The organism is Methanosarcina sediminis, assembly GCF_052056915.1.
Lineage (GTDB): Archaea > Halobacteriota > Methanosarcinia > Methanosarcinales > Methanosarcinaceae > MTP4.
Map to the genome: position 1 here is coordinate 3,429,415 of NZ_CP195119.1, position 26,306 is coordinate 3,455,720.

The following is a 26,306-nucleotide window of genomic DNA, read 5'->3' on the forward strand; positions in this document are numbered from 1 at the left end:
CTCAGCTAGATTCGATTGAAACAAGTGTAATGTCGAAAATAAGGGTCTTTCCGGCAAGTTCGTGGTTGAAGTCAATGGTGGCGTGGGTCTCATTGACCGAGAGTACGGTAACCCTTGTTCCGTACATTGTCATGAGCTTTTGCCCCTCCACGGGAGGTTCCGGGAGGCCCAGGTCTTCAAGGGGGATTGTCTGGATGTTAGCTTCATCGTATTCCCCGTAAGCTTCTTCAGGCGGGATTTCCAGGGTTTTTTCTTCCCCTACTTTCATCCCTATTACGCCTTCATCGAAGCCTTTGATCATCCCGCCTGCGCCAGCCTCGAAAGTCAGGGGGCTGTAGTCCCTTCCTTCGACGTAGATGCCTCCTTCGACGGCAACTTCTTCTATGGAAGTGTCAAAGACCGTTCCATTTTCGAGTTTTCCCACGTAATCCACATGGACCGTGTCTCCGGCTTTGGCGGTCTCGCCGGCTTGCCCGCCGTTTCCTGTGTCCGTGCAGCCGCTTCCCAGGAGCACGCAGGCCACGATCAGGATGCACCCGAGGATAAGTGCCCCCCTCCCGGTTTTCATCCCGTTCAGGCCTCCGTGATGGAAACCAGTGTTACCTTGAAGGTCAGGGCTTTGCCTGCAAGCATGTGGTTGAAGTCTATCACGAAACCTTCTTCGTCAACTTCAATTATCGTGCCCCGGAGTCCGGTGTCCGTTGCCAGCTGCATCCCTACTTCAGGGGCAAACTCCACGGCTTCTACAGGGAGTTTCCTGGCAAGTTCTTCACTGTATTCCCCATATGCATCTTCCGGTGGGATTGTCAGGGTCTTTTCTTCCCCCACTTTCATCCCGACCACGCCTTCGTCGAAGCCTTTGATCATCTGTCCCGCACCCACCGTAAAGGTAAGGGGCTCGTATTCTCTTTGCTCGTTGTATATCCCGGCTTCAACTGCGACCTCTTTTACAGAAGTGTCAAATACCGTGCCATCATCGAGTTCTCCTACGTAGTCTACGGAGATGGTGTCTCCGCTTTCTATGGTTTTTTCAGAATCGGCTTTGGAGTTCTCAGTCATAAAAATCAATAATTCAAAACGAAAGCATGTTAGATAAAAGTGCTGATGGAATTTGAGTAATATCTGATGCTTATACTGGCATCAGGTACTTTACAGGCTTCTTTTTATTCCCAGGCTGCTTCCAGTTCTTTATCTTGCAACTCCTTCCGGTACTCAAGATAGGAGTAAGTGACCGTAACAAAGGCAGCCAGCAGCGCCGGCCCGATTATGAAATACACTGCCAGATCCGGGAAAAACATGCCGAATAACGCCGCTATCCCTGCAATCTTGAAGAGTTTGCCCGCCAGCCGGTTAGTCCTTTTCCACACCCTCTCGCTGCTCAGGGTCCAGGGTGTCCTGACCCCGACAAACCAGTTCTGCTCTGCATTTTCCGTAAGAATCCCGATATAATAAAACAGCATCCCTATTCCCACAGGGAGCACGGAATTCGGACTGATCTCAATCCCAATATTCCAGAGCAGCACCTGCACATGTACCGCAAGCAAAAAAAGGAGCGAAAGGACGATAAAACCATCATAATGTTTCCTGAATTTCTCGATATTTGCCTTCCGAGGATCAACCCTGGGGACTACCAGAAAGAACAGGGCAAGCCCGGCCATAATAAGAGGCATGAAAAACAGCCCCCATAACTTTGACATGTATCCGTTCACCTCTCCACTGGCGTCCCAGTGCGTGGCCATCTGCTCGGGCACCAGGGGGTAAAAGTAGATGGAAAGGATGAAGGAGAAGAGAACGATTCCGATGATCGCAAGGGTGGATTTTTTCATGGGAAATTAATTATGACTCTAAATATTTAAAGAGTAACTTCTAAATAATCTAGTAGTTTTTAAGATTGTTTCTAACCCGGAATTGCAATTTTGCTTTAACAGTACTTTTGTCTTAACCGGGTAAAATATTTTTTTATTATTCGATATCTTTCAACCCAATTTAAGCCTCAGGATTCGCAAACTGAAAAATGAATTTGAAAGTATTGAACTTTTGGAAAAACTAATTTTTGGAAAAACTAATTTTTGGAAAAACTAATTTTTGGAAAAACTAATTTTCGGGAAAATAAATTATTTTGAAAATAGACATTTTTAATGCAAAAATCTTCTAAAAAGAAAAGTGGACCGGTCGGGAATTGAACCCGAGGCCTCTACCATGCCAAGGTAGCGATCTTCCCCTGATCTACCGGCCCATGTATTTACTATGCCACGAGCATTTCCTTTAAATCACAGTATCGTATATAAAACTGTCGGCAATAGGGCTGGGGTGTGGGTAAATTATTTTATGAACTGACCCCGGGCCGGAAATCGGGGCAAAAGTTATATATAGTAATCTGTGTATTAGAAGTGTTGTCGGATTGGGACGCTTTCCCAAATAAAGCCTTTCAATTGCGATAATTCAAAAAAAAGCCTTTCAGATTGGGCCCGTAGCTTAGCCTGGTGGAGCGCACGGCTGATAACCGTGAGGTCCTGCGTTCGAATCGCAGCGGGCCCACCACAATCTTATTTCTTTTCAGGAGATGCTCTAGGCTTTTTTAATACAGTGGCAGATTAAGCCTTTCACATTGGGCCCGTAGCTTAGCTTGGTGGAGCGCACGGCTGATAACCGTGAGGTCCTGCGTTCGAATCGCAGCGGGCCCACTATAAATTTTTCAAAGCTTTTCTTGTATGTTTTGTAGTTTTCTTGTGTCTGTTTTTCTGATGAAATTTGCCTTTCAGGTCCGGCTCTCTCAAAAATCCTGTTAAATCTTTTGCCGATGGCCTTATTAAGAAGAGAAAATATCTAGCCAATAGTTTACCTGGCAGTAAACTCTTGTCTTCGGAAAAAAAGAAAATTTAAAAATAATATAATCAAGGCACGGTTCGGGACGGAACAGTGCCCTGAATTTTAGCGTCTCGCTGTTAGCCTGAAAGTATTCAGGCAATATTCTTGAGGCGTTCGATGTTTTGAAGCACGTGTCTGCTTTCTGCTATGATCTCCTGTTCGATCTTGCCTACAATGCGGTCCATGGGAACCGTAAGCTTGTACAGCTTGATAGGCCTGCCCTTACCCTTTGACTTCTTTTCTTCCCGGATGTGAATCCAGTCGTTCTCGCGAAGGTAACGCATCGCGACGCTGACTTCCGGCTGTCTCAGGCCCGAAACTACCTCAATACTCTGGGAAGAGACTTCCCTTCCTTTTGCAAGGCAGGCAAGGGTCAGGGCAACGGGTCTGCTTACGTTTATTTTTCTGAACAGTTCGATCATTTCATACTCGATGGATCCCATATGTATGGGATTTTTCTCTAAAGTTACATCTATATTTGTACCGCTTTCATCTACCATTAATTCACCCAAATGTTGATTATATAGTGAATTAATATAAATATTTACGTATGTATTATTTTTAATATTTATCGATTTATACTTATAATTTTTAAAGTTGGCGGTGTTTACTTATCGTGTAAGTGGTCGGTTGATTCGGTTTTTTCTATTAATGCGTGGTTAACAATTTTCTTCTAAAATCTATGAAAAAATATACAAGCTCCATAAATCTCTTTTTTTGAAGAAAGTCCCGATTACAGCCTGCAGGAAATTGTTCGAATTTATGGGTGGGTTGTGTAGGATAGGGCGTTTGGAAAGGACAGCAGAGAGAAATAAAGAAATTTCTTAATAAATGGTTCTGGAATATTATTGTGATCTTTGATGTGAACTTCAAGTGTGAAGTCTGCTTTTCAGGTGTGAAATATGAACTTCAGGTGTAGAATCTGCTTTCCAGGTGATGGCTACAGTATAATAGGGGTTCCAAATGGATTCCAAATAACTCAAAATGGATTCCACCTAAATTCCAGGTGAGCTACACATGAACTTCAAATGAGGAAAGTGTGGAAAGGCGGATTTTGACTCTCGGGCGAAAAGTCCCTTGATCTGCTGCCTGGGGCTGGGAGGAATAGTTAACTAAAGTGGCAGCTAAAAGAGGTTTCTAAGGTTTTCCCCTGGTTTCCAGGCCTCGGGCTTTTGCTTTAAATAGGGGAAAGCTCCTCTGAATTTTGAATGTGTGAAACCGAAAAAGAGGTCTGAATGGACTCTTTTCCGATGTAACCAGGCGTCGTTCCTGCTTTGTGGAGACTCGGAACCGCTCATCAGCAGCGTCTTCAGGAGATGTTTTTGAGGCGTTCGATATTCTGAAGCACAACTTTGCTTTCGGCAAGGACGTTTTCTTCTATACGGTTGATGATCTTTTCCATAGGTACGGTGAGCCTGTACAGTTTGATCGGGCGCCCTTTGCCCTGGTTCTTCTTTTCTTCTCTCATTTGGACCCAGTCGTTTTCACGGAGGTAGCGCATTGCAATGCTAACTTCCGGCTGCCTCAGGCCTGAAACCATTTCGATGTTCTGGGAAGAAATCTCTTCCCCCTTCGAGAGGCATGCGAGGGTGAGGGCCACCGGCCTGTTAATATTGAGCCTCCTGAGTAAATCCACCATTTCGTATTCAACTTCTCCCATTTTGAAATCGATGTCTCCTGGTATAAAATCATTCTCTGCCACGTCTATCATCTACCTTTCAACGCCGGACGCGTGCTTCCGGCACTTATCGTCAATCAGATATAGAAATAATATGCTACTTCATTTAGCAATAATATACGGTCTCATTTATAATATATTTTTACCTTTATGTAGGATGGATTCGGAAACATCCCGCAGTATCTGGATATATCGGCTGATTTTAATAAAATACTCTCTCTCCATATATATAATTATATGTCCATAAAATACTTTTGGACCGTGAGCCCTCTGAATCCTGCCCTAAAAATCCCGATTATAATCCGAAACCCTGAAAAACAGGCTGTTAAATGGAGTTTTTTCATTAGTTTTTATCCTGAAGATTCCCGGTATTTCTCTGTCCACAGTGTGTAAAAAACAGGTTTGTTGGGGGGCTGTGTGACACTTTTCATGCCGTTTCCGTAGAAATATGTCCTTGTATTGATACTGTGGCTCTAGAAATGTCCGGTTTAGGTAATTTTTGAGGCATGTTTTGGCAATACTTAAATACGTAATCCGGGCAGACTCTAACTTGATGACTGTCCCCCCGGAGAAAACCGCCGTATTCATCTGTCACTGCAGCGGAAATATTTCCGAACATGTTGACATCAAAGCCGTAAAAGCAGCTCTCAAAGCCGAAGGAATTTCTGTTTTTGATTATGAGTACCTCTGTTCGAGCCCTGGTCAGGACCTGATAAAAAGCAAGATTGAGGAAAAAGGCCTGGAGAAAGTTGTTATCGGCTCATGCACTCCTTCCAAACATGGACTCCTCTTTAATAAATGCGTCAAGGAAGCGGGCCTGAACAGGGCAATGCTCGAAATCGCAAACCTCAGGGAACAGTGTGCCTGGGTCCATCCTGACACAGCTGAAGCCACGGAAAAAGCAATCACCCTGCTCCGGGGGAAGCTGAAGCGTCTTGACCGTGGAGAGCCCCTGCAGGATATTAAGGTCGATATTTCCCCCCAGGCCCTGGTCATTGGTGGGGGTATAGCAGGGATAACCGCAGCCCTGAACCTTGCAGATAACGGGATTCCCACTTACCTCGTTGAAAAAGATTCGAGCATAGGCGGGCAGATGGCAAAGATCGGGAAGATTTTTTCCCCGGATAAGCTCGCGGAAGAGTGTGCCATGTGTTCGCTCAGTCCCCTGATGAACGAGGTTGCAGCTCATCCTAAAATTACCCTTTTGACCCGGACCGAAGTCGAAGCTGTCCGTGGAAGTGCCGGAAAATTCAAGGTAACGCTCCGGACCCGGCCCGGATACGTCCGGGATACCTGCACAGCCTGTGGGCGCTGCAGCCGCGTGTGCCCCGTTCTTGTGGAAAACGAGTTCAACTGCGGGTATAAGGATAAAAAAGCAATTTCCATGCGTTTTTCCCAGTCCGTCCCAAAAACCTATTCTATCGACCCTGACCATTGCCTGCAGCTCAACGGGGTTCCCTGCGGGAAATGTGCCGAAGCCTGCAGGACAGAAGCAATCGATTTCGGGCAGCAGGAGGAAGTCCTTGAACTCAATTTCGGGGCAATTATTGCTGCAACAGGCTTCAAAGAATATGACGCCTCCCAAAAACCCCAGTATGGCTACGGGATCTTTGAAAACGTGCTGACCCAGATGGAACTTGCCCGGATGCTCGGGATCAACGGGCCCACAAAAGGAAAACTTTTGAGGCTTTCAGATACGGGTAATCCGGATGCAGGTAATTTGGATCTCGGCAATTTGGATACCGGTAATTTGGATGCCGGAAATTCTAATCCTGATTCCTCTAATTCTCCCACCAATGCTCCTACTAATGATCCTGCCCTTAATTCCTCTGAAAGCTCCTTCCTAAAAGAAAAGCTGTCCGATCCCCCGGTCCCCGGGAGAATCGTCATGATCCAGTGTGTGGGTTCAAGGGATGAAAAGGCAGGGGGCATTCCCTACTGCTCCAGGTACTGCTGCATGGCGGCCCTGAAGCACGCAAGCCTGATAAGGAAAAAATATCCGGATACCGAAATCACGATCTGCTACATCGACATGCGGGCTTTTGGTTTTTACGAAAACTATTACAGGGCAGTCCAGGACATGGGTGTCTCCTTTGTGCGGGGGCGGCCTGCCGAAGTTATCCGAAAGTCGGACAAAAGCCTCATTGTGCGGGTAGAAGATACCCTGAACCGGAAAATTCTCGAACTCCCTGCCGACCTTGTGGTGCTTTCCGCCGCAATGCTGCCTTCTCCCGGCACCCGGGAAATTGCCGGGGTATTGAATGTGAGCCAGGACGAGACCGGCTTTATCAAGGAGAGGCATTCCAAGCTAAAACCCGTGGACAGCTCGGTGGACGGGATTTTTGTTTGCGGGACTGCCCAGGGGCCAAAGGACATCACGGACACCATCGCCCAGGCAGGGCTTGCTGCAGCGCGGGCCAGGGCGTTTATTGCGGACAGCCCGAAGGTCCTTGAGCATGAACTTGTAAGCATAAACCAGCTGACCTGCACCCGCTGCGGGGACTGCCTGAGCTGCCCCTTTGATGCTCTTTCTTTTTCCGAAAGTGGTCGGGTGGTTGTGGACCCCCTGGTCTGTACCGGCTGTGGATACTGCACCGAGATCTGTGAAAGAGGGGCTGCCCAGGTTGCCGGTTTTACGAAAAGCCAGTTGAAAGCCGAAATAGAAGGGGTGCTTGAAGCCGGAGACCTGCTGGGCTTTGTAAACAGCGGGATTTCTTCCCTTACCTGCGACAACATAGGAAACAGCGTGCTCAGTTACCCCTCAAACGTCAAACTCGTTAAGGTGCCTACGTGCCTGGTGGTTGATAAGGAACTCATCCGGCATGCCCTCAGGCACGGGGCAGCTTCCGTCCTTTTTGTGGAGGACCCCCCCGACAACCCCAGGGCCGAAATAATATTCCCCCTTGCGCTCAGGCACTTTGAAAAGCTAAAAGAGGAACTCGGAGCTGACGGCCCCCGGCTCCATTTCAAGAAAGCCTATGTCCCGAACACAAAAGGGCTTGCAGGCACTTTCACAAGCCTTGCCCGGGAAGGGGAGATGAACGGAGAGATGGCCAGATGAGGAGAGATGATCAGATGATGCTTATACACGTGAACGAATACGATACCCCGGAATGCGAAACCCTTGCAGAGACTGCTAAAAGAAGCATCCGAACCCCTGATTCCCTGGGCCTGGACCGCTGCATCCAGTGCGGGGCCTGTACGGCTTCCTGCCCTGCCGCCCGCTTCACGGACTACAGCCCCCGCCAGCTCGTAAAAAGGGTACTTGAAAACGACCGGAGCGTGCTGGAAGATGAAAGCATCTGGTCCTGTTTTTACTGCTACTCCTGCAACCTGCGCTGCCCCCGGAACAACAGTCCCGTGACAATCGTCCAGGTGCTCCGCCAGATGGCAATTAACGAAGGAATCGGACTTGAGAAGCTTGCCTACTTTGTCGATGTCGGGGAATATCTTGCAGAAAACGGAGCAAGCAGGATCCCGGGTCCCGGAGTCCGGAACATGGAAAAGGACCTTGGAGGACGATGGATCGAGTTCAAACAAAACCTTGACTCGATCCGGGCCGAACTCGGGCTAAAGCCCAGGGATATCCGGGACACGGAAAGTGAGGTCCGGGCTATCCTTGAAGGCACGGGCTTTTTTGAAAGGGAAAAATGGATCCGGTCCGGAGGCCACGGGAATATATCGGGCTTTTCCCACCCTGCCAGCCCTGAAACCGTCAACCATGAAACCACCAGTCATGAAACCCCCCAGTGCGGAGTTTAAGAAAGACGCGTGCAGAAACGGAGATCTCATTTTTGAAGCCGATAGAGAATATCCCGGATCAGAAGCTCTTATTGTTTAAGAGCTGCATGGTAAGCCAGGAATATCCGGGGATCGAAAGTGCCACTGGCTATGCCTTTGACAGGCTTGGTGTGGACTATTATGTTAATGAAGAGCAGTCCTGCTGTACCGGGATCGGGCATTATACGGATCTTTTTGAAGGGCTCACAACCGCCGCCATAGCTGCCCGGAACTTCGCCGTTGCCAGGAGATGCGGCTACCCGAACATTACCTGCCTCTGCTCCACCTGCTATGCCGTAAACAAGGAAGCCTGCGAACTCCTCAATACCAATGCTGAGGTCCGGGATAAGGTCAATTCCATTTTCAGGGAACAGGGCCTGGATGACCTTATCTATGAAAAAGGCGACATGGACCCCCGCAGTAACTTCTACCACGCAGTTGAAGTCCTGTTGAGCAAAGTCGACCTTATCCGGGAGAAAAAACAGCTTGACTTTTCCGGGGTCAAAGCGGCAGCCCACCACGCCTGCCATTATTACAAAGTCAAGTACCAGGACGTTGTCGGAAACCCCGAAAACCCTCAGCTAATAGATGACATCGCCGCAGCCTGCGGGGCCGACATGGTCCGCTGGTATGAGGACCGTACCCTGACCTGCGGCATGGGCTTTTCCCAGCTCCACCTGAACAAAAACACCTCCCTCCAGGTCACAAAGGCAAAACTCGACAGCCTGAAAAATGCAGGTGTGGAACTCATGCTCCACATGTGCCCGAACTGCCATATCCAGTACGACCGCTACCAACCCGTAATCGAGAAAGAGTTCGGGGTTGAATACAATACCGTGCACATGAACATCGGGCAGTTCGTAGCCCTTGCCCTCGGGGCTGACCCGTATAAGGTTTGCGGTTTCCAGACTCATTCGGTGCCGCTGGAAGAGTTTCTGGAGAGGATCGGAGCCCTGTAATAGGACTTTCGATTTTTAAGCCTGGAGTTCTGCTCCTTTTTTATTTTCCAGTTTTCCATTCCTTGTTCGAGTGCCATTTTCCATTCCTGTTTTTTCCTTAAGGGTGGCTGCTTGTGCAATGGTACGTATCCGGGATTTGATCTGCAAGAAAAAATACCTTTTTTCCGCAACTTCCTTTTTTGACCTTATTCCAGCGTGAAAATCCATTAATTATTTATATTTCGGTACTGTGAGTTCAGAAATCTGAATTTGTGATTCAGGAAACCTTAGTCAAACCTTAAATTTCACTCTCTTTCACTTCCATTCACTTTCAAACTCTCATTCACTATCATTTCATCATCGGAAAGGAGACTTACTTTTGGGAACTATCAGCGAGAAGATCTTTTCCCGGGCAACGGGAACCGAGGCAAAGGCAAACGATTTTGTGCTGGCAGACGTGGACTACGCAATGGCGCACGATGGCACCTCCATCCTGGCGGTAAAGGCTTTTAAGGAAATGGAGGTGGAAAAGGTCTGGGACCCTGAAAGGATCGTAATTCCCTTTGACCACATTGCCCCTGCGAACAATGAAACGGCTGCCGGGCTCCAGCACGAGATCCGGGACTGGATTCAGGAGCAGCAGATCCCTAACTTCTATGAAGTGGGAGAGGGCATCTGCCACCAGGTCCTTCCTGAAAACGGTTTTGCTCTGCCGGGAAAGCTGGTTGTTGGAGCAGATTCCCATTCCTGTACCTACGGGGCTTTCGGGGCTTTTGCTACCGGGGTCGGGGCAACGGACATGGCCGAGATCTTTGCCGCGGGCAAGCTCTGGTTCAAAGTGCCGGAAAGCATCAGGATGACCGTGGAAGGGGAACTTGGGGAAGGTGTTTATGCAAAGGACCTGACCCTCTACCTGATAGGAAAAACCGGGATTGCAGGCGCGACCTATAAGGCTTTGGAGTTTTACGGGCCTGCCATAAGCGGGCTTTCCGTTTCGGGCAGGATGACACTGTGCAACATGGCAATCGAAATGGGGGCAAAATCGGGGATCGTCCCTCCTGACGGAAAGACCTTCGAGTTCCTGAAAAACCGGGAAGCTGAACCCTTTGATCCGGTCTATGCCGACCCTGATGCCAGCTATGTTAAAGAAGTTACATATGATGCAGGGGACATTGAACCCCAGGTTGCCTGCCCCCACCAGGTGGACAACGTAAAGCCGGTCGGGGAACTGGAAGGTACCCATGTGGACCAGGTCTTCATCGGGACCTGCACCAACGGGAGGCTCGAAGACCTGGAGGTTGCAGCCGGGATACTGAAAGGGAAAAAGGTTGCTGTCAGGACCATCGTGATCCCCGCATCCCGCTCGACTCTCCTTGCGGCAATTGAAAACGGGACCATGCAGACCCTCCTGAAAGCCGGGGTAACTCTCTCGACTCCCGGCTGCGGGCCCTGCCTGGGTGCCCACCAGGGTGTGCTCGGGGAAGGGGAGGTCTGTGTTTCCACCGCCAACCGGAACTTCAGGGGCAGGATGGGAAAAGGAGGTTTCATCTACCTTGCCTCCCCCGCAACAGCCGCGGCTTCGGCTCTTTCCGGAGAAATCACTGACCCCCGGACAGTTTAAATATTTTCTCCCCTTTTCTTTTTCATTCCTTTTCCCTACCTTTTCCTTACCTTTTCGTTTTTAACTTCTCCGTCTTCTTTTTTAGTCTCATTTTGCTCTTTATGGTAACACTGTAAAAACCCGGGACACATCCAGTGAGAATTTATACAATGAAATGCATATAAAAAGTGGAGGGAATTTCTAATGCCTGAAGAATTAGATAAAGACAAGCTTTCACACTTGATTTCACACTGGATCGAACATAATGAGAGCCACAACAAGAGCTTCGTGGAATGGGCACAGAAAGCCAAGAAAGACGGCTTCCTTGATGCCTCTGAAGAAATCCTTGAAGCCGCTAAGAAAGTCGAGGAGGCGAATGAGCACCTGGCCAAGGCAAAGGAAGGGCTTTTCCATCTTGATTAAATTTTGATCTGGAAATACACTTTTTATCCTTAAATGCTGATTGTTAAGCACCGGGAAAGGAGCCTTAAGTGTCTCTATTCCCATCACCTTTTTTTAATTTTGTTTCTTTACTACAGTTTCTTTACTACAGTTTCTTTACTTCATGAACCTGCTACGAACAGTTTCTCTCTCACGTCTCTTAAACCACTGATGAGTTCCTCTGTGCTTGTATCCTCTATAAATTTCAAGATGCTCTGTTCTTCTTCCTCATTGAGGGAATCATCATTAAGAAGCTCTTCTAGCAGGTCGGCTCCGAAAAAGTCTGCTGACGTTTTTCCATCTTTTCCTTTTTCATCCGTTGTTGTTTTTTCGGAATCATCTTCATTTTCAGGGGAAATCTGGCTTGAGAAGAGAGCAGAGAATTTATCTGTTTTCTCTGAGGGAGTTTTCTTATCTCTTGCTTCTGTTTCTACTCCCGTTTTCACTTCTGTTCCCACTTCTGTTCCCACTTCTGTTCCCACTTCTGTTCCAATTCCTGCTCTTTCTCCGGGGTCTGCTCCTGTTTTACCTCCGGTTTTCAATCCTGCTTCCAGCTCTGCCTCTTCAATTGTTTCTGCCATAAGTTCCGCTGCTTCCTCTACTTCGGAATCGATCCCTTTTTTCGCCTCTTCAGGTCCTTCCTGAAGGAAAATTTCTTCTTTTTTCCTTTCCTTTTTCTTCCGGATTTCTGGTTTCTTTCCATCTTTCTCCGGGATTTTTTTCCCGCTCCCTTGATCCTGGTTTCCCCCTATTCTCATTAATATTCCTGTTTTTCCCAGGATTCCTGTTTTTTCCCCTGCTTTCCCTGCCCTTTGTTTCCTCCTTTTTTTCTCCATTTCCATTTGCTTCTCTACCCTTTTCCTGGTTTCTTCCTGGGCAGCAAGCACTTTATCTATGCGGGTTTCGATCTCCCTTTTCTTTTTCATCAGGCTTTTGATCTCAGCCCTGATTTCTTCCCTGTTTTTCATCAGTTTCTCTATATCGCTTTCATCTCCGTATTTCAGCCTGAAGATGAGGTTCCCGAACACTCCCATTCATTGCCTCCTTAAATCTCAAATGAGAACATTGTTGATACTATGGGGGGAACCAGGATCATTGAAATCCCTGAAATCCCCGACATGAGCCCCCCATAAAAAAATAACTTGTAGTTTCCCCCCCCTTCCACGATTTTTACGACCATTGCGTTTGAGATCGTGAGGGTAAGCACGATTGCAATTGTGAAGCTGTCAAGAAAAGGGACTTTTTCCGTCACATTGAACATGCACATTCCCATATCGGAAATCCCGCTCATGTCTCCTTGCATCGAGCTGTGTGCCTCGTTCATGGTCGATACAAGCTCACTGAATTTACGGATAATTTCCATGACAAAGATAAGGAGCCCTACCATAACCCCGTGCAGGACTGTGGCAAGCCCGCGAAAGCCCGAACTGACCAGTTTCCGCTTCATCCGGAGCAGGACTATTGCAAGGCTTGAGGAAGAAACAATGCTTCCTATTTCCGCAGGGTCTCCCCCCAGTTCGACGGCATCGGTAAAGATTTTCGAGGACCTGTTGATCAGTTCTGAACCCGTTTCCCCCACGAACTTTTCCCAGCAAAGGCTTGTTTTGAGCCCCATGGAAAGGCCCTGGTGCAGTGTTTCAACGCCTCTCTCCAGGCAGCCCACGTTTTCCCTGTCCAGGTTCTCCATTGCACTGCTGATAGTGAGCCCCGCAGTCCCGGCAAGGGTTCCCAGGGTCTTCACGAAGGCAGGGAAACTGCTGTCCCTCTCGTCTATTTTCATGTCATCGATCATCGCAAGGACACCGATAGGAAGTGTGAACAGGGGAACGGCCAGCAGGATCAGTTCTACCTTTGTCCCGTGGATGAAAAGGAAGCTTATGGAAAGCATTCCCAGTGGAAGGAGGGCGCGGGTTAAGAGCTCTATATTTTTTTGTTCCTTTGACCTGTGCTGGAGCTTATGGATCTTCTTTTCGGCGGGGGCTGCTTTGTATATTATGTAAAGGGCCAGGCCGCAGGTAAAAACCGTTAAAAGGACTGTCATCGAGGCGAGAGTTTCCAGGTTTCCTATATTGTAGATCATCACGGATACGAGGATGATGGTCACCACAAGGGTCATTGACACCATGAGGGCGGTGTACCCGTCGGTCCATTTCCTCAGAGCCTCCACACTTCGTTCGTATTCACTCGAATATATCTCTTCCTTTGTGATTTTTTCGTGTTTCAGGAATTTTTTTTCCGGCTCCCCCGACGAGAGGATGTTTGCCATTCTGCCGAAAAATTTCGATAGGTAAGCGTCCTGCATTTTTTGCGAGATGTACTTGCAGGCTTTTGCATATTCGTACCCCCACTTCGAAGCAAGGGTATGGACCTGCTTGAAATATACCGAGGCTTCGTATTCCTTCTGGGCTCCGGCGTGATCGAAGATCCTGTCCCTTTCGATATCCGCTGTGGAAATCGCCGCCATGTACGTGAGCAGGAAAAGCATGTCGTCGCTGACCCTTTCAACTACTTTCACGCCGTCCAGCTTTTTTCTTATTTCTTCAATGTCGAACTTTTTCCCCATTCCTGCACTGCTAAACTTTTTTCCTAATTCTGCAAAGCTAAACTTTTCCCCCTTCTCTGAGTTGCCGAACTTTTCTCCTATCCCCGGATTGCCGATCCTTCGAACTATATTCATTGTGTCACCCCCGCTTCCTCGACCCGGATCAGCATGTCAAACAGGTCATAGAAATTGATGATATTTGCCTGGTGAATTTTCCTGAGGATTTTTGCCCTTTTGTCAAGTTCCGCATAGATCTTCCTTACCTGGTTTTCCGGGATTCCCATGCGTGGGGCGATCTTTTGCTCCAGCAGGTAGGAATTGTTCTTCCCCGTAAATTTGAATGTGTCAGTGGCAGGGTCCCATTTGAAAATGTCCATGAAATTGAAAGCCTGGTTTATGGAGTCATAGCCCACTATTTCGTTTACGGTGAGCACCCTTCTGCCGAGCCCTTTTCCGGGCACGTTTACCGCGCTCTGGATGAGAACCACGTTCAGGTTATCCACATAATTTTTAGGGACGCTGATGGGATCCCCGGTTAGCCTCTGGATCAGCTTTTCAACGGAGGCGGCATGGAATGTGGACATGACCGGGTGCCCTGTCTGCATGGCCTGGAAGGCAATGTTCCCTTCAACGCCGCGGATTTCCCCGATCATTATCTCGTTCGGGCGCTGGCGGAGAGCTGCTTTCAAAAGGTCGAACATCGAAACCTCGGAGTTGCTTTCTTCCCTGGAGGTCCTCGTGACTTCCCGGGTCCAGTTCTTATGTGGTACCTGCAGTTCCGGGGTATCTTCAATGGAGACGATCTTTGAATTGGGAGGAAGAAAAGTGGTCACTGCGTTCATCATGGTGGTTTTTCCCGAAGCCGTTTCCCCGGAAACGAAGCAGTTCATCCCTGCCCTGAGCATCATCCACATGTAAGCAGCCATGGTGTAGTCGAGTGTCCCGAATTCGATCAGCTCGAGGATTGAGATTGGGGTTCCCATGAACTTCCTGATTGTGAAGTTGCTGCCCCGCTTTGAGACATCTTCCCCGAAGACGATGTTGATCCTGGACCCGTCAGGAAGTGCGGTATCAACGATGGGGTCCCGGTAGGTAATGGGTTTTCCCACCTTTTCGGACATCTGTATGACAAAAGAGTTGAGTTCCTCCATCTCCTGGAACGAGTTTGTCGTCTTCAGGGCTGCAAAGACCTTGTGTTCTACAAAAATCCTGCCAAGCCCGCTGCAGGTAATATCTTCTATGTTAGTGTCCTTAAGCAGGGGTTCCAGCACTCCCATCCCTACCTTATCCCTGATCATGAGGTATTTGACGGCCCTGAATTCTTCGGGCGTCAATCGAACTTGCTGCTTACTTTTATTATTGAAAACCTTGCCGACATTCCTGAAACATTTGTTTAAGAGACCCTTTGCGTCTTCATCCTTTTCACTCACTTTTTCCCTGCTACCCTGTTCTGTTTCTTCCCCCCCGCTTCTTTCCGTTTCTCTTGATTTTTTTCTCTTTTCCCTTTTTTGTTTCCCCGTATTTTTTCCCTTTCGCCACCCTGTTTTTTTCTCTTCTTTTCTCCCTGCACCTCCCTCTGCATCTTTCCCTGCATTTCCTTCTGCACTTCCTCCTGTTTTTTCCTCTGTTTTTTCCCCTGCATTTCTCTCTACTGTTTCATCTACAATGCAGACCTTTTCAAGCACTTTTTCCAGCAGTCTCTTTCTCTCTTCAGGGTCTTTCGTATTTACTTCCAGGTCCTGGACAACGTCTACAAGCACTCTTTCCACATCTGTAAGGAGGCTGTCCACATTCTGGAAAATAGAAGGTTCGATAGGGATGTAGTAGTTTCTCATGTCTTCATTATCCGGATAAATATGGACAGCAAGCCCTCCTCCTATGGGGTAGATCAGGTTGGGGAACCTCTTGTTTTTCAAAGCCCTTGATATATGGGGATAGAATTCCGGAATGCCGATTTCTTCAAGTGGAACCCTGCACAGGTAGTCAAGGATGTGGCGGTTTTCTTCCCTGTCCACGAATTCCTTAAATTCGGGAGAAAGCCTGGCATACACTTGCTTTCGGGAACGTCCGCCGTTATCCGGGCTAGGCAGCGGGTCAAAAGGCAGAGCTTCCATTTTCAAATCCTCATCCGGTTTTTCGTTCTCCTGTCGCCGAAATCTTTCTACCGCTTCTTCCGGACCCTTCACTTTTCTCCAGTATGTTTAAGTCCCGGTTTTCAGGTTCCACTGCTTTATGTTTTTCAGTTTCAGCTGTTTTTTCTGCTGATCTTTTTTGGTCTACTAACTTTTCTTCTACTGGTCTTCCTCCTATCTTCGTATTTCCAGGAGTTAGCGGATTTCCTTTTTCAGGCCTTAACTTTCGAGACCGGGATGATTTTCAACCCGTATTCGCTTTCCACATCAAAACTCAGCATGTTGCCGATTTCCTTCCTTGCTCCCCGGAGCTTCTGGATTTCCATGGTCTTTATCCACTGGTCCCCCACATGTTCTATTCTGAGTTCCATGTAGGCGTCGCAGATTGACCTTATCCGGGAGAGAATTGCTTCTGAGAACGAATAACCGTGGACGCTTATGAGGATGGTTTTTCCCCTATCGCAGAGCTTTACACATTCGGTAAAAAAGTTTAATATGGAATTTTCCGGGGAATTCACGACAAAAGCTGTCAGGGAATCGATAAGTACAAGCTCTTCTTCACTTCTTTTGATGCATTCGAGGAGCATCAGGAGCAGTTTTTCGCTAATTTGGGGATTTTCTTCAATGTAGTTAGCGTCTATTTCGAGTATTCTGGACCTTCCTATTATGAAATAGTCGTAGACGTCAAGGGCCAGCTTTTCCATCTGCCTCAGCATATCTTTTGCTGTCTTTTCAGTCGTAAGGGCGAGCACGGTTTTTCCCTGGTCCAGGGCTCCCCACATAATTTGCTGCAGGAGGATGGATTTGCCACTATTGTTTCCTCCTTCAAGCAGGCTCAGGGAACCAACCGGTACGCCTCCTTCCATCTTCCTGTCGATCTCCAGGTGTCCAAAAGATATGACCTCAAGAGGGGCTTTTTCCTCCCCCGTAATTTCTTCTAGCATTTCTTCAAGGGATTCCTCTGCGCCAAATAATGGTCCATTCCCCTGAATTTCCTCCCCCGGAGCCCTGTCACTCATCTCTTTCCCCATCCAATTCTTTATTTTTCAGTTTTTAATGTCCCTTTTCTACACCAATCTTTATGGATTACCTTTCAGTTCTCAATCCCCTTCTTTACTAATCTTAACGGGTTTCATTTCTACCTTTTAAAATATACCGAATCTCCCGCTCCATTCGGGGTTGTTACCTGTATCCAGTTTTCACTGTTGTTCCCTATGGGATCTGAGGCATTCAGCCTGACCTGCATTTCCATTATCTCCCCTGGGTCAAAGATCCCGGGGTTTATCAGGTCGGGGGAAATGCTGTGCACCTTCCAGTGGTTCCCGGCAAGAGGGGCAGTTTCTCCCTGGTACGGAGCCCAGATGGTTTTTGTTGTGTTGGATGAGTTGCAGTACAGGACGATCACATCCATATATTCGAAATCCCCGATTTTCACGGCTCCGGTGTTATTAACGGAAAGAAGGATGTCAACACCGTCTGTTGTGGCCCCTATGATCTCTATTTCTGTTTTGAGCATCTCGTTTTTGTTTTCCTGCATCTCCACGAAAGAATCCGAAAGCACGTCTGCCATGTAAAACCCTCCTCTTGAGCAGACATAGGATGTAAGAAGGATGGCTGAAACCGAGACCATTGCTGCAATGATTGACCCAAACCCCATTATGCCACCGTGAAATAGGTCTCTTCCGAAACTCCGTTGTACGCATTGAACTTGATGAAGTATTTTTCTCCGTTTACAAACGCATAAGATTCTGAAAGTTTAATTGTGATTTTAAGCGTCTCTCCGGTGTCCCAGTTGTCATCCGTACCCTGTTCTATTGAATAGCTCCAGGTCGGCGTCGAACTTGCGCTTTCGTCATAAGGTATCCGCTCAAAGTTCCCGGACATGCCGAAAAAAAGGTCTGATTCATCTATCAGACCTGAGGATATCTGGCTGCAACCTATGTTCTTGACCCAGACGCAGACCTCCGTTTCATCGGAGCTAACCATTTCATGAAGGATCGCCGTATCTGTCAGGATCTGGTCCCCCATTGCGTCTGCGCGGCTCATGATGGGGTCCCCTGCGGTAATGACGGAAGGGTACACGGCTGAAATAAATGCAAATGCACAGATTACGGAAGCTGTCGTTAGAATCGCAGCACTTATCGAATCCCCACTCAATAGTTTGCCCCCCGGCTTATTTCCTGGCCTGGCCTTTTCCCTTTTTTCTCTCTATCCTTTTTTCTCGAATTCAGTTAAAAGCCAGTTCTGTTTTTTTGTCTTTTTTCTCCCCTTCCCAGCCGGTCTCCCCATAGATAGGCTGGATTCTTCCTCCGGATTTCCCCGGATTCAGGATTGCACTCAAATGCGAAAGCACCACTATGTTTTCCTTCATGCTTACTCTGCTTTCCTCGGCAGGTTCTTCAATGGAAAGATTTGCAATATTCTGAAGAACACCCTTTAACTCATCGGAAAGGTGTCCAGTGACGTTGTAGAGGTTCAGGAGCTCATCAAGATTGCTGTGCCCGACAGTCCTGACCGCATAATCCACCCAGCGCATCAGTTCCACGATCATGGGGGTGTCTATCTCTTTTTGCCCGGAAACCTCAAGTTCCTGGGCAGGAATTACCGGTGTCTTTCCTTCCTGTTTCACGCTCTCCCATGCAGGTTGGATTGCATCCTGGTTGATAGCATCTTGATTTCCTTCGATTCTCTTCTTCCGGTCCTTATCAGCCTGGGAGTTTCCCTGAACCGTGGAAGGGCTTTCAAATCCCTCTTTCGGGACCTTTTCTTCGGCATTTTCTCCCTCCACTGGCACCTCTTTTTTCGCTGCCTCGATCTTCGGTGCTCCCTGGCTCTGGATCCCGCAGAAAGGATTATCCGTCCTGTTCATCTGGTCCCTGATATCTACGAGTAACTCTCTCATTTCCCCTTTTAAAATCTTGAATTCAGTTTCAAGTCCGGTTACTCTTTTATCCAGTTCCATGCTAAACACCTGAAAAAAGGTGAATACCCCTCATCCGGTCCCTCAAGTTACTGAAAGTAATAAAAAGAGAGGGGGTGGGGATAATTTCCCCTATTTTCGAGCTTATTTCAGGTTCATGACAGTGTCTATCTGCGGAGGTGTAGTCCTGGTAAGTGGGAGAATTGCTCCTACTTTCGGTTTTACTTCAATCCTGAATTCCTGATTAACTGCAGTGCTAGCAGTAGACAATTCGGAACCTGAAGGAACAGTTATAGTCAACTGCACCTTTTCGTGCTGCTCCAGAACACTATCCCCGTCGTCATCGCCGACAAAAACCTTGCTCCATGTTACACTTTCGTTGTAAACACTGCTGTCAGCGTAGGATACGACCATCATTCCAGCATTGCTATTGGTTCCAATATCCACAGGGGCCTGTCCTGCAGTAAGCTGGAGGGTCACAAGAATCTGCCCAACTGTACTGGTGTTTCCACTCTCCTTAGCGATCACATCACCTGCAAGTTGTACTGAGGATGATGCCTGCTTGACACCCTCGTCAATGGTCGCTTTGGCGGTGTCGGAGGTTGTAAACCCTGCTCCGAGGACCACGTAAGAGAATACGGCTGCCACCACGACAAAGGCGGTCAGCACGATTGCTGATTCGAGCCCGGTGAAAGCCCTTTCGTCTTTACTGAATATACTAAAAATCCCTTTCATGTTTCACTCCTCATATTTCTTTGTTTTTGAATAAAAATATATAGAAATCACTAAAGACCCCGCCTCCCTACCCTGGGTTTGAGCCTCATGGCTATTGGGCAGTTAGCAGTTCTTCCAGTAAATGACCCCTATATACATACCCACAATTTTACAACAGATAGTATAACTTTACTAACATATTAACTTTGCCCAAATAATTTTATAGTTACTATATCTGCATTTATTCAAAAAAAATTGAATTTAAACCAATAAATTGTTTAATCCTGGGCTTATTTTGAGAATTGATATTTCAAATTTCAGGAACTTTGGAGGAGCAGCCTTCAGTTTTTGGGAGTTTTTACCAATCTCTTATAACGGATTTTTAATATTTTTTATGTTGTATGCAGGTAAGATATTTTTATTTTGTAAAATATATGTTCGATTCAATAAATTAAACTGTATATGTATTAATACAATCTAAATAAAAAATTTGGGGGTGGAGTTAATAAAATTTTTCCAACTCACGCTTCGTTTCTTCAGGGGAAAACTTCTGCCTGACAAGAGTTTTTTCCTGAATCATCGGTACCAGTTCCTCCAGTGTTTTCCGGTTGTTTTTAAAGAAAATTCCGTTAGGGATCCTTTCTCCCCATTCCAGGGCTCTTTCAAAGGCTTTGAGACGGTCGGAGGGGCCGTATTCCTCTTCTAGTTTGTACACCCTGTCCCTGTACCATTTGAAGGTATTTACCTTGTTGAAGGTCACGCAGGGCTGGAGGACGTCCAGAAGGGCGAAACCTTTGTGGGAAATGGCGGCTTTCATCAGGTCTTTCAGGTACTCGGGATCGCCTGCAAAGCCCCTGGCGACAAAGCTGCAGTCCAGGGAGATTGCCAGGGCAAGCGGGTTCATGGGTTCCGAGAGGGAGCCGAAGGGCTGGACCTTCGAACGGGTGCCCTGGTCCGAGGTAGGGGAGGCCTGGCCCTTGGTCAGCCCGTAGATCTGGTTGTTGTGCACGAGCAGGGTAACGTTCGGGTTTCTGCGGATGGCGTGGATGAAATGGTTTCCTCCTTCTCCGTAGCAGTCCCCGTCCCCGGCAACGGCGATTACGTGCAGGGCGTCGTTGGCGAGTCTGGTGGCTGTAGCGACAGGGAGAGTCCTTCCGTGCAGCCCGTTGAAGGTGTGGCATTTCATATAGTGAGGCAATTTCCCGCTCTGCCCTATCCCTGAGACGAGCAGGACTTCCCAGGGTTCTATGTCCAGTTCTACCAGCGCCTGTTTGAGGCTTGAGAGGATCTGGAAGTTCCCGCAGCCCGGGCACCAGGCAGGGACCTGGCCTTCATAGGCTTCAAATGTAGGCATGCAACTCCTCCTTCAGGTATTCAACGGTAAAGGGCCTCCCGTCGTACCGCGTGATCAGGTGCGCAAACTCAAACCCTGTCTCGGCCCTGAAAAGCTTTGCAAACTGGCCGATGGCATTGTTTTCTATGCAGATTGCAAGGTCTGCATTTTCCAGAAGGTCCAGATAGTCGAACCTGTCTCTTTCCGGGAGAGGGTATATTTCGCTGAAATGCAGCATCGAAATTTTCTGCTCTTTTGAAAATATGTCCACTACCTCTCTTATCACCCCGTAGGTAGAGCCGTGTCCCACAAGCACGATTTTTGGGGATGCGTCCCCATAAAGGTACGGAGCTTCCATTTCTTTCCGGATAAGGGGCATTTTTTCCAGGAGCCTTTTCCGGACCATTTCTATCCGGGTTTCCGAGTCTTCAATGATATGCCCTTTCTCATCGTGTTCATCACTGTCTGTTACGACCAGGTGTTTCCCGGCTTCTCCCGGGACTGCAAGGAGGGAGACGCCTGTGCCGGATAAGGCATGGCGTTTGTATTCCCCGGAACCTTCAAGGTCCGCTTCACGGAGGCGGTAATCATTGTAGATAAGTCGTCCCGGGTCGAAGTCCTCAAAGGTCCACTGGGAATCTCCAAGGTACTGATCGGACTGGATAAAGACGGGAACCTGGTACTTCTCCGCAAGTTCGAAGGCTTTGTTTGTCAGGTGGAAAGCCTGCTTCGGGGTTCCCGGGTCGAAGATTACCCTTGGAAACTCTCCGTGTCCCGCATAAAGGACAAAGAGGAGGTCTGCCTGTTCGGTCCGGGTTGGAAGGCCTGTTGCCGGGCCCGGGCGCTGTATTTCGGCAATCACGATCGGGGTCTCGGTCATGCCTGCCAGGGAGAGCCCTTCTACCATCAGGGCAAAGCCCCCTCCCGAGGTCCCTGTCATGGCTCTTACCCCGGCAAAAGAGGCGCCTATCGCCATGTTAATGGCTGCTACCTCGTCTTCCGCCTGTTCGACAATTATCCCGTGTTCCCCTGCCTTTGAAGCAAGGAAATTCATGATCCCGGTGGAAGGTGTCATCGGGTAGGCGGAATAGAACTTGCAGCCGGACATAAGGGCTCCCAGCCCTATTGCCTGGAGCCCGTTTATCAGCATGAGTTTCCTGTTCCCTGTTTCCTCAAGCCTGAACGCTTCACAGCGGGGACAGCTGGAAAGGGCGTAATCGTATCCTGCCCGGGCACAGGCAATGTTTTTCTCTATTATTTCTTCCCCTTTCTTCTTGAATGCCGTTTTCAGGATTCTTTCCAGGGCTTCCAGCCCCATCCCCAGTATCCCCAGCACGGCTCCCGTTGCCACGGTATTTACCATTACCCTGTTCTTCCCCACATCAAGGGCGATTTTCTTGAAAGGTACGTCTATGAATTCCGGCTCTTCGAATGTCTTTTTGATGCTTTCGGAATCGTAGAGGATTATCCCCTCTTCTCCCAGGCTTTTCCTGTGCGTCTCGATTGTGTTCAGGTCAAGGGCTACAAGGATGTCCAGAACGTCCCTGGACGCCGTCACCCGCCTGTCTGAAAAGCGGACCTGGTAAAAATTATGTCCTCCGCGGATCCGGGACATGTAGTCCTGGTGCGTAAATACATGAAAACCGTTTCGGGAAAAGACTTTTGCAAGAGCGCCTCCAATGGTCTGCAGACCCTGCCCTGCTTCTCCCCCTACCCGTAGGGTGTAGTCCAGAAATTTTACCCCCTGTATTTTCTGTTAATTTTTGTTCGAATCAGAACATAACCGCTGAACATTAATAATTAAAAATGGAATCCGAGTTTCTATTACTGTTCGAATCAGAACTATGCCGTCAAACATTAATTATTAAAAATAAACTCCGAATTCTGATAACTGAATTCTGATAACTGAATTCTAGAAACTGAGATTCACTCCCCTATCATTATGCGGGATGCACATTTTTTATCTTTTCCATGTGCGTTTCCACTGCTCTCCTTATCCGGCCCCCATATAATATATTATATTGGATCTTATATAATCTTGCTTCCGTTACTGAAATGAACAGGGTTTCCCAAAGAAAAAAACGAGATATTCAAGTACTAATAGATGAATTACCTTTATTCAAAAAAAGGTAGGGTAAACTCAAAGATATAAATTTTCATATTTATCAGGTCTTCTTCTGAGGGAAGTTGAAATTCCTCCCGGATACGAAAAAGGTTCTGCTGGCTGGTGTCCTAATTAAAGGATAAATGTAGAGGTTCCGGACAGCGGAGGAGAATAAGTTAAAATGACGCTGCACGACTCTGTAAAAAATTTCTTCCTGAAAGGGAGGGGCGTAGCACTTGGCTTTCCCCTTATCTTTATTGGAGCTGTTCTCTTTACTATTAACAAGGTTCTCGGTGGAATAACGGTCTTAATCGGAATTATTTTCCTTTCACTGAGCGATTATTTCCTTGAAAACGAGGACGATGAGCTTGATGACGGGTTCTGATGCTAATTTGTTAATTTGAATGTGTTAAATTTTTGAGATGCCTGATAGTTCTCAAAATAGAAAGTTCTCAAATAAAAAAGGCTTAAAATAAATATAGTGTTTTCCCGAAAAGAAAACAGGCTACTAGAACAAGTCCTAGAATTAGTATTTCCATATGCAGCAATGTGTACAATATTGCAAAACATATAATAATAGTAACTGCACAGGCCAGATTATCAATGGGGTTGCTCATGCATGTCGCCATATTCTATTTAGAAGCGTATACTGTAATAAGCGTTTCTACTTTGAACAAAAATTTAATAATAGCTGAAAGTATAATAAACCCAAGATATCTCTGGCAGGTAAAAGCATAAACGGGAACCTGAGCAGGTTAATACCATGATTGCCTGAGATATATAAAAATCCCAAAACTAAAAAGCCGAAACTTTTCTGAATATTGGGTTTTTTACTGCAAAAAAAGAAAGAGAAAAAGAAGATATTGAATCTTTTTTTAGAACTTCCCGCGGCCGAGCTGGGCGTGTGCCCTGGCAAGGTGGCCTGCGGCCTGGGCTCCTATCAGGGAGATTTCTCCTGCAAGCACGGCGGCTGCAATGATTTCCGCAAGCTTTCTGGCATTTGCTCCCGGGGGATCCCCTGCGCCTGCGGCCCCGAGGAGGTTCAGGCATTCCCTCTGGGTACCCAGGCCCGTTCCTCCTCCCACGGTTCCCAGGGGAAGGGCAGGAAGGGTTACTGTGCAGTGGATTTCCTCATATTTTGTAAGTTCCATGCTCGTGATTGCGGTGCTGCCTTCGACAACGTGGGCTGCGTCCTGTCCGCAGGCAAGGTAGATTGCGGCAATGATGTTTGCGGCATGGGCATTGAAACCGATCGCTCCTGCTCTTGCCGAGCCCAGAAGGTTCTTGCTGTAGTTCACCTCGACCATGGACTCAGGAGTGCATTTCAAGGTATTTTTTACGATTTCTGCGGGGATGGTCACCTCAGCCACAACAGTCCTTCCTCTCCCAAGGATGGTGTTTATCGATGCCGGCTTTTTATCGGTGCACATGTTGCCTGACAGGGAAATCGGTTCTGCTCCGAATTCGTCCTCGATCAGGTGGAGTACGGCGTTAGTTGCTATGGTCACCATGTTCATGCCCATGGCGTCCTTTGTGTCATAGGAGAACCTCAGGTATACATAGGTCCCGGCAACGAAAGGTTTTACACTGAGGAGTTTCCCGAAGCGTGTGGTCTTTTCGGCGACCTCTTTCATCTGTTCGAAAATTGCGGGACTTTTTACCCATTCATAGAACTTTTTAGCACGGTCCAGGTTTTCCAGTTTGAAAACAGGAGCCCGTGTCATTTCATCCTCGAAGATCCTGACATTTGCTCCCCCGCATTTCGTAATGGCTGAACAGCCGCGGTTTACGCTTGCCACCAGGGCTCCTTCGGTCGTGGCAAGGGGTACATAGTACTCAGAGTCTGCGTATTCCCCGTTTACTTTCAGACGCCCCGCAACCCCCAGGGGGAGCTGGATTGCCCCGATCATGTTTTCGATATTCTTCTTTGTTGTAGCCTCCACATCGAAGGAAAAGTTCTGGATATGTTCGAACTCAAGTTTTGCAAACTCCTGAATCGCAAGCCTCCTGAGCTTTACGGCAGTTTCAGGGTCCGCAACTTCTTCAATTTTGCGAAGGGCGATATCTCCGTCCAGGATTTTCTGTAAAAGAAGTTTTTCATTTTCATCAAGTTCATAGCTTTCTAGAGGCATGGAATCACCGAAATCTGGGTCCTTATCTTGTTTCAATAGGCGTATTGTTTCAATAGGCTCAATTACCTTTTAATGCTAAACCAATCAGGCTTAATTAGCTTCCAATGCTATAATTCGTCATATTAATTTAAATTCAGCATTTTTATACTATATATACTCCTATTAACATATAATTCATTCCTTAAAACGATTTAATTCATTCCTTAAAGCGGTTTAATTCATTCCTTAAAGCGATTTAATTCATTCCTTAAAGCGGTTTAATTCATTCCTTAAAGCGGTTTAATTCATACCTTAAAGCGATTTAATTCATTCCTTAAAGCGGTTTAATTCATACCTTAAAGCGATTTAATTCATTCCTTAAAGCGTTTTTTTAAGGTTTTATTTTGCTCAGGACAAGTGAATTGCAAGAGTCACATAAAAAACTTTGCAAGTTTGCATGGTCTGGCAGCCGACGTAAAGCCGGATTGTATCCGTTCAGAAACCGTTGAAACATGAAGCCTGATAGCTTCAGATAAAGGTCAGGAAGAGGGGGAAACCTTGATAACCTCGTCTCAGTAACCGTCAGGGGGACGAAGCCCGATAGTTTAGGGCCAGGATCTGGGAAGAAGTTGAACTTTGATAGTGTCAGGTCATATGTAATTTACAAAAATTTAGAAAAGAATTTCCGTGAGTTTCCGTGAACCGGGGATTATTGTAAAAAAGTTGAAGTTGAGGGACAGGTAACGGGGTCAAAAATCGATCAGTAAGATCAGAAACTGATGATCAGCTGGTTTTCTTCCTGATACTGGAGAAACACTTCAGCAACATCTCTGGAACAGATAAACTCGATTCCTGGAATTAATTCTTCTTTTTTAAGCCCTATCATATCCGACGCGAGCTGGCAGCAACGGAACTCCACTCCCATCTCGATGCACTCCTGCATCATGGCGTCATATTTGGGCGACCCCCTGGTCTTGTCTTTCTTTCCAAGTAACACTCCCATGGGCCCCCAGAGAATTACCAGTACATCAAGCCCCTTACTCCGATAGTACTTAGCAAATTTGAGGGTTTCCTGCGGGCTGGTGCTTTCATACACCATATTTTTGAGCAGCAGTAATACCTTTTTGACCTTTGTCATAAAAACC

At 47.4% G+C, this 26,306-nt stretch carries 23 protein-coding genes and 3 tRNA genes; 8 read left to right on the forward strand and 18 right to left on the reverse strand.

Annotated features, from left to right (window positions below):
- Position 1: 1 nt before the first annotated feature.
- From ACSAZK_RS15020 to ACSAZK_RS15035, 4 genes are all read right to left on the reverse strand, one after another.
- Entirely contained in the window at positions 2–568 is a 567-nt protein-coding gene (locus ACSAZK_RS15020; RefSeq protein ID WP_440954875.1) for an FKBP-type peptidyl-prolyl cis-trans isomerase, read from the reverse strand.
- A 5-nt stretch (positions 569–573) separates the two neighbouring features.
- The gene (locus ACSAZK_RS15025; RefSeq protein WP_440954876.1) at positions 574–1,059 is read right to left on the reverse strand and encodes an FKBP-type peptidyl-prolyl cis-trans isomerase; all 486 of its coding nucleotides are present in this window, start codon (positions 1,057–1,059) and stop codon (positions 574–576) included.
- 104 nt (positions 1,060–1,163) lie between these two features.
- Entirely contained in the window at positions 1,164–1,826 is a 663-nt protein-coding gene (locus ACSAZK_RS15030; RefSeq protein WP_440954877.1) for an SdpI family protein, read from the reverse strand.
- A gap of 338 nt (positions 1,827–2,164) precedes the next feature.
- Positions 2,165–2,236: transfer RNA gene (locus tag ACSAZK_RS15035), tRNA-Ala, on the reverse strand.
- A 228-nt stretch (positions 2,237–2,464) separates the two neighbouring features.
- Between ACSAZK_RS15035 and ACSAZK_RS15040 the strand changes: the two genes are divergently transcribed.
- Positions 2,465–2,541 (forward strand) — tRNA-Ile (locus tag ACSAZK_RS15040).
- A gap of 69 nt (positions 2,542–2,610) precedes the next feature.
- Positions 2,611–2,684: transfer RNA gene (locus ACSAZK_RS15045), tRNA-Ile, on the forward strand.
- Between the two features lie 276 nt (positions 2,685–2,960).
- Here ACSAZK_RS15045 and ACSAZK_RS15050 read toward each other — a convergent pair.
- A complete protein-coding gene (locus tag ACSAZK_RS15050; RefSeq protein ID WP_440957037.1) occupies positions 2,961–3,368 on the reverse strand; it encodes a transcriptional regulator in 408 nt (135 codons plus the stop codon).
- A gap of 809 nt (positions 3,369–4,177) precedes the next feature.
- Complete coding sequence (locus tag ACSAZK_RS15055; protein ID WP_048179904.1) at positions 4,178–4,579, reverse strand: transcriptional regulator; 402 nt, start codon at positions 4,577–4,579, stop codon at positions 4,178–4,180.
- Between the two features lie 520 nt (positions 4,580–5,099).
- Here ACSAZK_RS15055 and hdrA point away from each other — a divergent pair.
- The 5 genes from hdrA to ACSAZK_RS15080 all read left to right on the forward strand — a co-directional run bounded on the left by hdrA (position 5,100) and on the right by ACSAZK_RS15080 (position 11,287).
- Positions 5,100–7,607 (forward strand): ferredoxin:CoB-CoM heterodisulfide reductase subunit HdrA, encoded by a 2,508-nt coding sequence (hdrA, locus tag ACSAZK_RS15060; protein WP_440957038.1) that lies wholly within the window; start codon positions 5,100–5,102, stop codon positions 7,605–7,607.
- Complete coding sequence (gene hdrC / locus ACSAZK_RS15065) at positions 7,604–8,308, forward strand: ferredoxin:CoB-CoM heterodisulfide reductase subunit HdrC (protein ID WP_440954878.1); 705 nt, start codon at positions 7,604–7,606, stop codon at positions 8,306–8,308. The genes hdrA and hdrC overlap by 4 nt, the downstream gene beginning before the upstream one ends.
- Before the next feature lie 32 nt (positions 8,309–8,340).
- On the forward strand, positions 8,341–9,285 hold the full coding sequence (gene hdrB / locus ACSAZK_RS15070; protein ID WP_440954879.1) for a ferredoxin:CoB-CoM heterodisulfide reductase subunit HdrB: 945 nt from the start codon (positions 8,341–8,343) through the stop codon (positions 9,283–9,285).
- Between the two features lie 367 nt (positions 9,286–9,652).
- Positions 9,653–10,885: a homoaconitase large subunit gene (gene hacA, locus ACSAZK_RS15075; protein WP_440957039.1), complete on the forward strand. Its 1,233-nt coding sequence runs from the start codon at positions 9,653–9,655 to the stop codon at positions 10,883–10,885.
- 183 nt (positions 10,886–11,068) lie between these two features.
- Positions 11,069–11,287 (forward strand): hypothetical protein, encoded by a 219-nt coding sequence (locus tag ACSAZK_RS15080; protein WP_440954880.1) that lies wholly within the window; start codon positions 11,069–11,071, stop codon positions 11,285–11,287.
- 140 nt (positions 11,288–11,427) lie between these two features.
- On the opposite strand, the gene ACSAZK_RS15085 is transcribed toward ACSAZK_RS15080, so the two are convergent.
- The 10 genes from ACSAZK_RS15085 to ACSAZK_RS15130 form a co-directional block, all read right to left on the reverse strand.
- Complete coding sequence (locus ACSAZK_RS15085; RefSeq protein WP_440954881.1) at positions 11,428–12,339, reverse strand: hypothetical protein; 912 nt, start codon at positions 12,337–12,339, stop codon at positions 11,428–11,430.
- An 11-nt stretch (positions 12,340–12,350) separates the two neighbouring features.
- Positions 12,351–13,982, reverse strand: a complete 1,632-nt coding sequence (flaJ, locus tag ACSAZK_RS15090) for an archaellar assembly protein FlaJ (RefSeq protein ID WP_440954882.1) — start codon at positions 13,980–13,982, stop codon at positions 12,351–12,353.
- Entirely contained in the window at positions 13,979–15,961 is a 1,983-nt protein-coding gene (locus ACSAZK_RS15095; RefSeq protein ID WP_440954883.1) for a type II/IV secretion system ATPase subunit, read from the reverse strand. The genes flaJ and ACSAZK_RS15095 overlap by 4 nt, the downstream gene beginning before the upstream one ends.
- 230 nt (positions 15,962–16,191) lie before the next feature.
- Positions 16,192–16,998, reverse strand: coding sequence for an ATPase domain-containing protein (locus ACSAZK_RS15100; RefSeq protein ID WP_440954884.1), 807 nt, complete (start codon positions 16,996–16,998; stop codon positions 16,192–16,194).
- A gap of 119 nt (positions 16,999–17,117) precedes the next feature.
- A complete protein-coding gene (locus tag ACSAZK_RS15105) occupies positions 17,118–17,636 on the reverse strand; it encodes a hypothetical protein (protein ID WP_440954885.1) in 519 nt (172 codons plus the stop codon).
- Entirely contained in the window at positions 17,636–18,136 is a 501-nt protein-coding gene (locus ACSAZK_RS15110) for a hypothetical protein (RefSeq protein WP_440954886.1), read from the reverse strand. Before ACSAZK_RS15110 ends, ACSAZK_RS15105 begins: the two co-directional genes overlap by 1 nt.
- Before the next feature lie 70 nt (positions 18,137–18,206).
- A complete protein-coding gene (locus tag ACSAZK_RS15115; protein ID WP_440954887.1) occupies positions 18,207–18,941 on the reverse strand; it encodes a FlaD/FlaE family flagellar protein in 735 nt (244 codons plus the stop codon).
- 102 nt (positions 18,942–19,043) lie between these two features.
- Positions 19,044–19,634 (reverse strand): archaellin/type IV pilin N-terminal domain-containing protein, encoded by a 591-nt coding sequence (locus ACSAZK_RS15120; RefSeq protein ID WP_440954888.1) that lies wholly within the window; start codon positions 19,632–19,634, stop codon positions 19,044–19,046.
- A gap of 481 nt (positions 19,635–20,115) precedes the next feature.
- Positions 20,116–20,967 (reverse strand): 2-oxoacid:ferredoxin oxidoreductase subunit beta, encoded by an 852-nt coding sequence (locus ACSAZK_RS15125; protein ID WP_440954889.1) that lies wholly within the window; start codon positions 20,965–20,967, stop codon positions 20,116–20,118.
- The gene (locus ACSAZK_RS15130) at positions 20,954–22,678 is read right to left on the reverse strand and encodes a 2-oxoacid:acceptor oxidoreductase subunit alpha (protein WP_440957040.1); all 1,725 of its coding nucleotides are present in this window, start codon (positions 22,676–22,678) and stop codon (positions 20,954–20,956) included. The genes ACSAZK_RS15125 and ACSAZK_RS15130 overlap by 14 nt, the downstream gene beginning before the upstream one ends.
- Positions 22,679–23,231: 553 nt before the next feature.
- Here ACSAZK_RS15130 and ACSAZK_RS15135 point away from each other — a divergent pair.
- The gene (locus ACSAZK_RS15135; protein ID WP_440954890.1) at positions 23,232–23,435 is read left to right on the forward strand and encodes a hypothetical protein; all 204 of its coding nucleotides are present in this window, start codon (positions 23,232–23,234) and stop codon (positions 23,433–23,435) included.
- A gap of 490 nt (positions 23,436–23,925) precedes the next feature.
- Here the strand turns inward: ACSAZK_RS15135 and hmgA are convergent, their stop codons facing one another.
- Positions 23,926–25,182: a hydroxymethylglutaryl-CoA reductase (NADPH) gene (hmgA, locus tag ACSAZK_RS15140; protein WP_440954891.1), complete on the reverse strand. Its 1,257-nt coding sequence runs from the start codon at positions 25,180–25,182 to the stop codon at positions 23,926–23,928.
- Positions 25,183–25,930: 748 nt separating this feature from the next.
- Complete coding sequence (locus ACSAZK_RS15145) at positions 25,931–26,299, reverse strand: DsrE family protein (protein WP_048179863.1); 369 nt, start codon at positions 26,297–26,299, stop codon at positions 25,931–25,933.
- Between the last annotated feature and the right edge of the window lie 7 nt (positions 26,300–26,306).

What these genes read in the sequence shown, in the direction of transcription:
- hmgA (WP_440954891.1), bottom strand. Translation starts at nt 25,182, where the DNA reads ATGCCTCTAGAAAGCTATGAACTTGATGAAAATGAAAAACTTCTTTTA.
- ACSAZK_RS15125 (WP_440954889.1), bottom strand. Translation starts at nt 20,967, where the DNA reads ATGCCTACATTTGAAGCCTATGAAGGCCAGGTCCCTGCCTGGTGCCCG.
- ACSAZK_RS15120 (WP_440954888.1), bottom strand. Translation starts at nt 19,634, where the DNA reads ATGAAAGGGATTTTTAGTATATTCAGTAAAGACGAAAGGGCTTTCACC.
- ACSAZK_RS15025 (WP_440954876.1), bottom strand. Translation starts at nt 1,059, where the DNA reads ATGACTGAGAACTCCAAAGCCGATTCTGAAAAAACCATAGAAAGCGGA.
- ACSAZK_RS15095 (WP_440954883.1), bottom strand. Translation starts at nt 15,961, where the DNA reads ATGGAAGCTCTGCCTTTTGACCCGCTGCCTAGCCCGGATAACGGCGGA.
- ACSAZK_RS15020 (WP_440954875.1), bottom strand. Translation starts at nt 568, where the DNA reads ATGAAAACCGGGAGGGGGGCACTTATCCTCGGGTGCATCCTGATCGTG.
- ACSAZK_RS15105 (WP_440954885.1), bottom strand. Translation starts at nt 17,636, where the DNA reads ATGGGGTTTGGGTCAATCATTGCAGCAATGGTCTCGGTTTCAGCCATC.
- ACSAZK_RS15080 (WP_440954880.1), top strand. Translation starts at nt 11,069, where the DNA reads ATGCCTGAAGAATTAGATAAAGACAAGCTTTCACACTTGATTTCACAC.
- hdrA (WP_440957038.1), top strand. Translation starts at nt 5,100, where the DNA reads ATGACTGTCCCCCCGGAGAAAACCGCCGTATTCATCTGTCACTGCAGC.
- flaJ (WP_440954882.1), bottom strand. Translation starts at nt 13,982, where the DNA reads ATGAATATAGTTCGAAGGATCGGCAATCCGGGGATAGGAGAAAAGTTC.
- ACSAZK_RS15055 (WP_048179904.1), bottom strand. Translation starts at nt 4,579, where the DNA reads ATGATAGACGTGGCAGAGAATGATTTTATACCAGGAGACATCGATTTC.
- ACSAZK_RS15145 (WP_048179863.1), bottom strand. Translation starts at nt 26,299, where the DNA reads ATGACAAAGGTCAAAAAGGTATTACTGCTGCTCAAAAATATGGTGTAT.
- ACSAZK_RS15135 (WP_440954890.1), top strand. Translation starts at nt 23,232, where the DNA reads ATGACGCTGCACGACTCTGTAAAAAATTTCTTCCTGAAAGGGAGGGGC.
- ACSAZK_RS15115 (WP_440954887.1), bottom strand. Translation starts at nt 18,941, where the DNA reads ATGGAACTGGATAAAAGAGTAACCGGACTTGAAACTGAATTCAAGATT.
- hdrC (WP_440954878.1), top strand. Translation starts at nt 7,604, where the DNA reads ATGAGGAGAGATGATCAGATGATGCTTATACACGTGAACGAATACGAT.
- ACSAZK_RS15100 (WP_440954884.1), bottom strand. Translation starts at nt 16,998, where the DNA reads ATGAGTGACAGGGCTCCGGGGGAGGAAATTCAGGGGAATGGACCATTA.
- ACSAZK_RS15050 (WP_440957037.1), bottom strand. Translation starts at nt 3,368, where the DNA reads ATGGTAGATGAAAGCGGTACAAATATAGATGTAACTTTAGAGAAAAAT.
- ACSAZK_RS15085 (WP_440954881.1), bottom strand. Translation starts at nt 12,339, where the DNA reads ATGGGAGTGTTCGGGAACCTCATCTTCAGGCTGAAATACGGAGATGAA.
- ACSAZK_RS15030 (WP_440954877.1), bottom strand. Translation starts at nt 1,826, where the DNA reads ATGAAAAAATCCACCCTTGCGATCATCGGAATCGTTCTCTTCTCCTTC.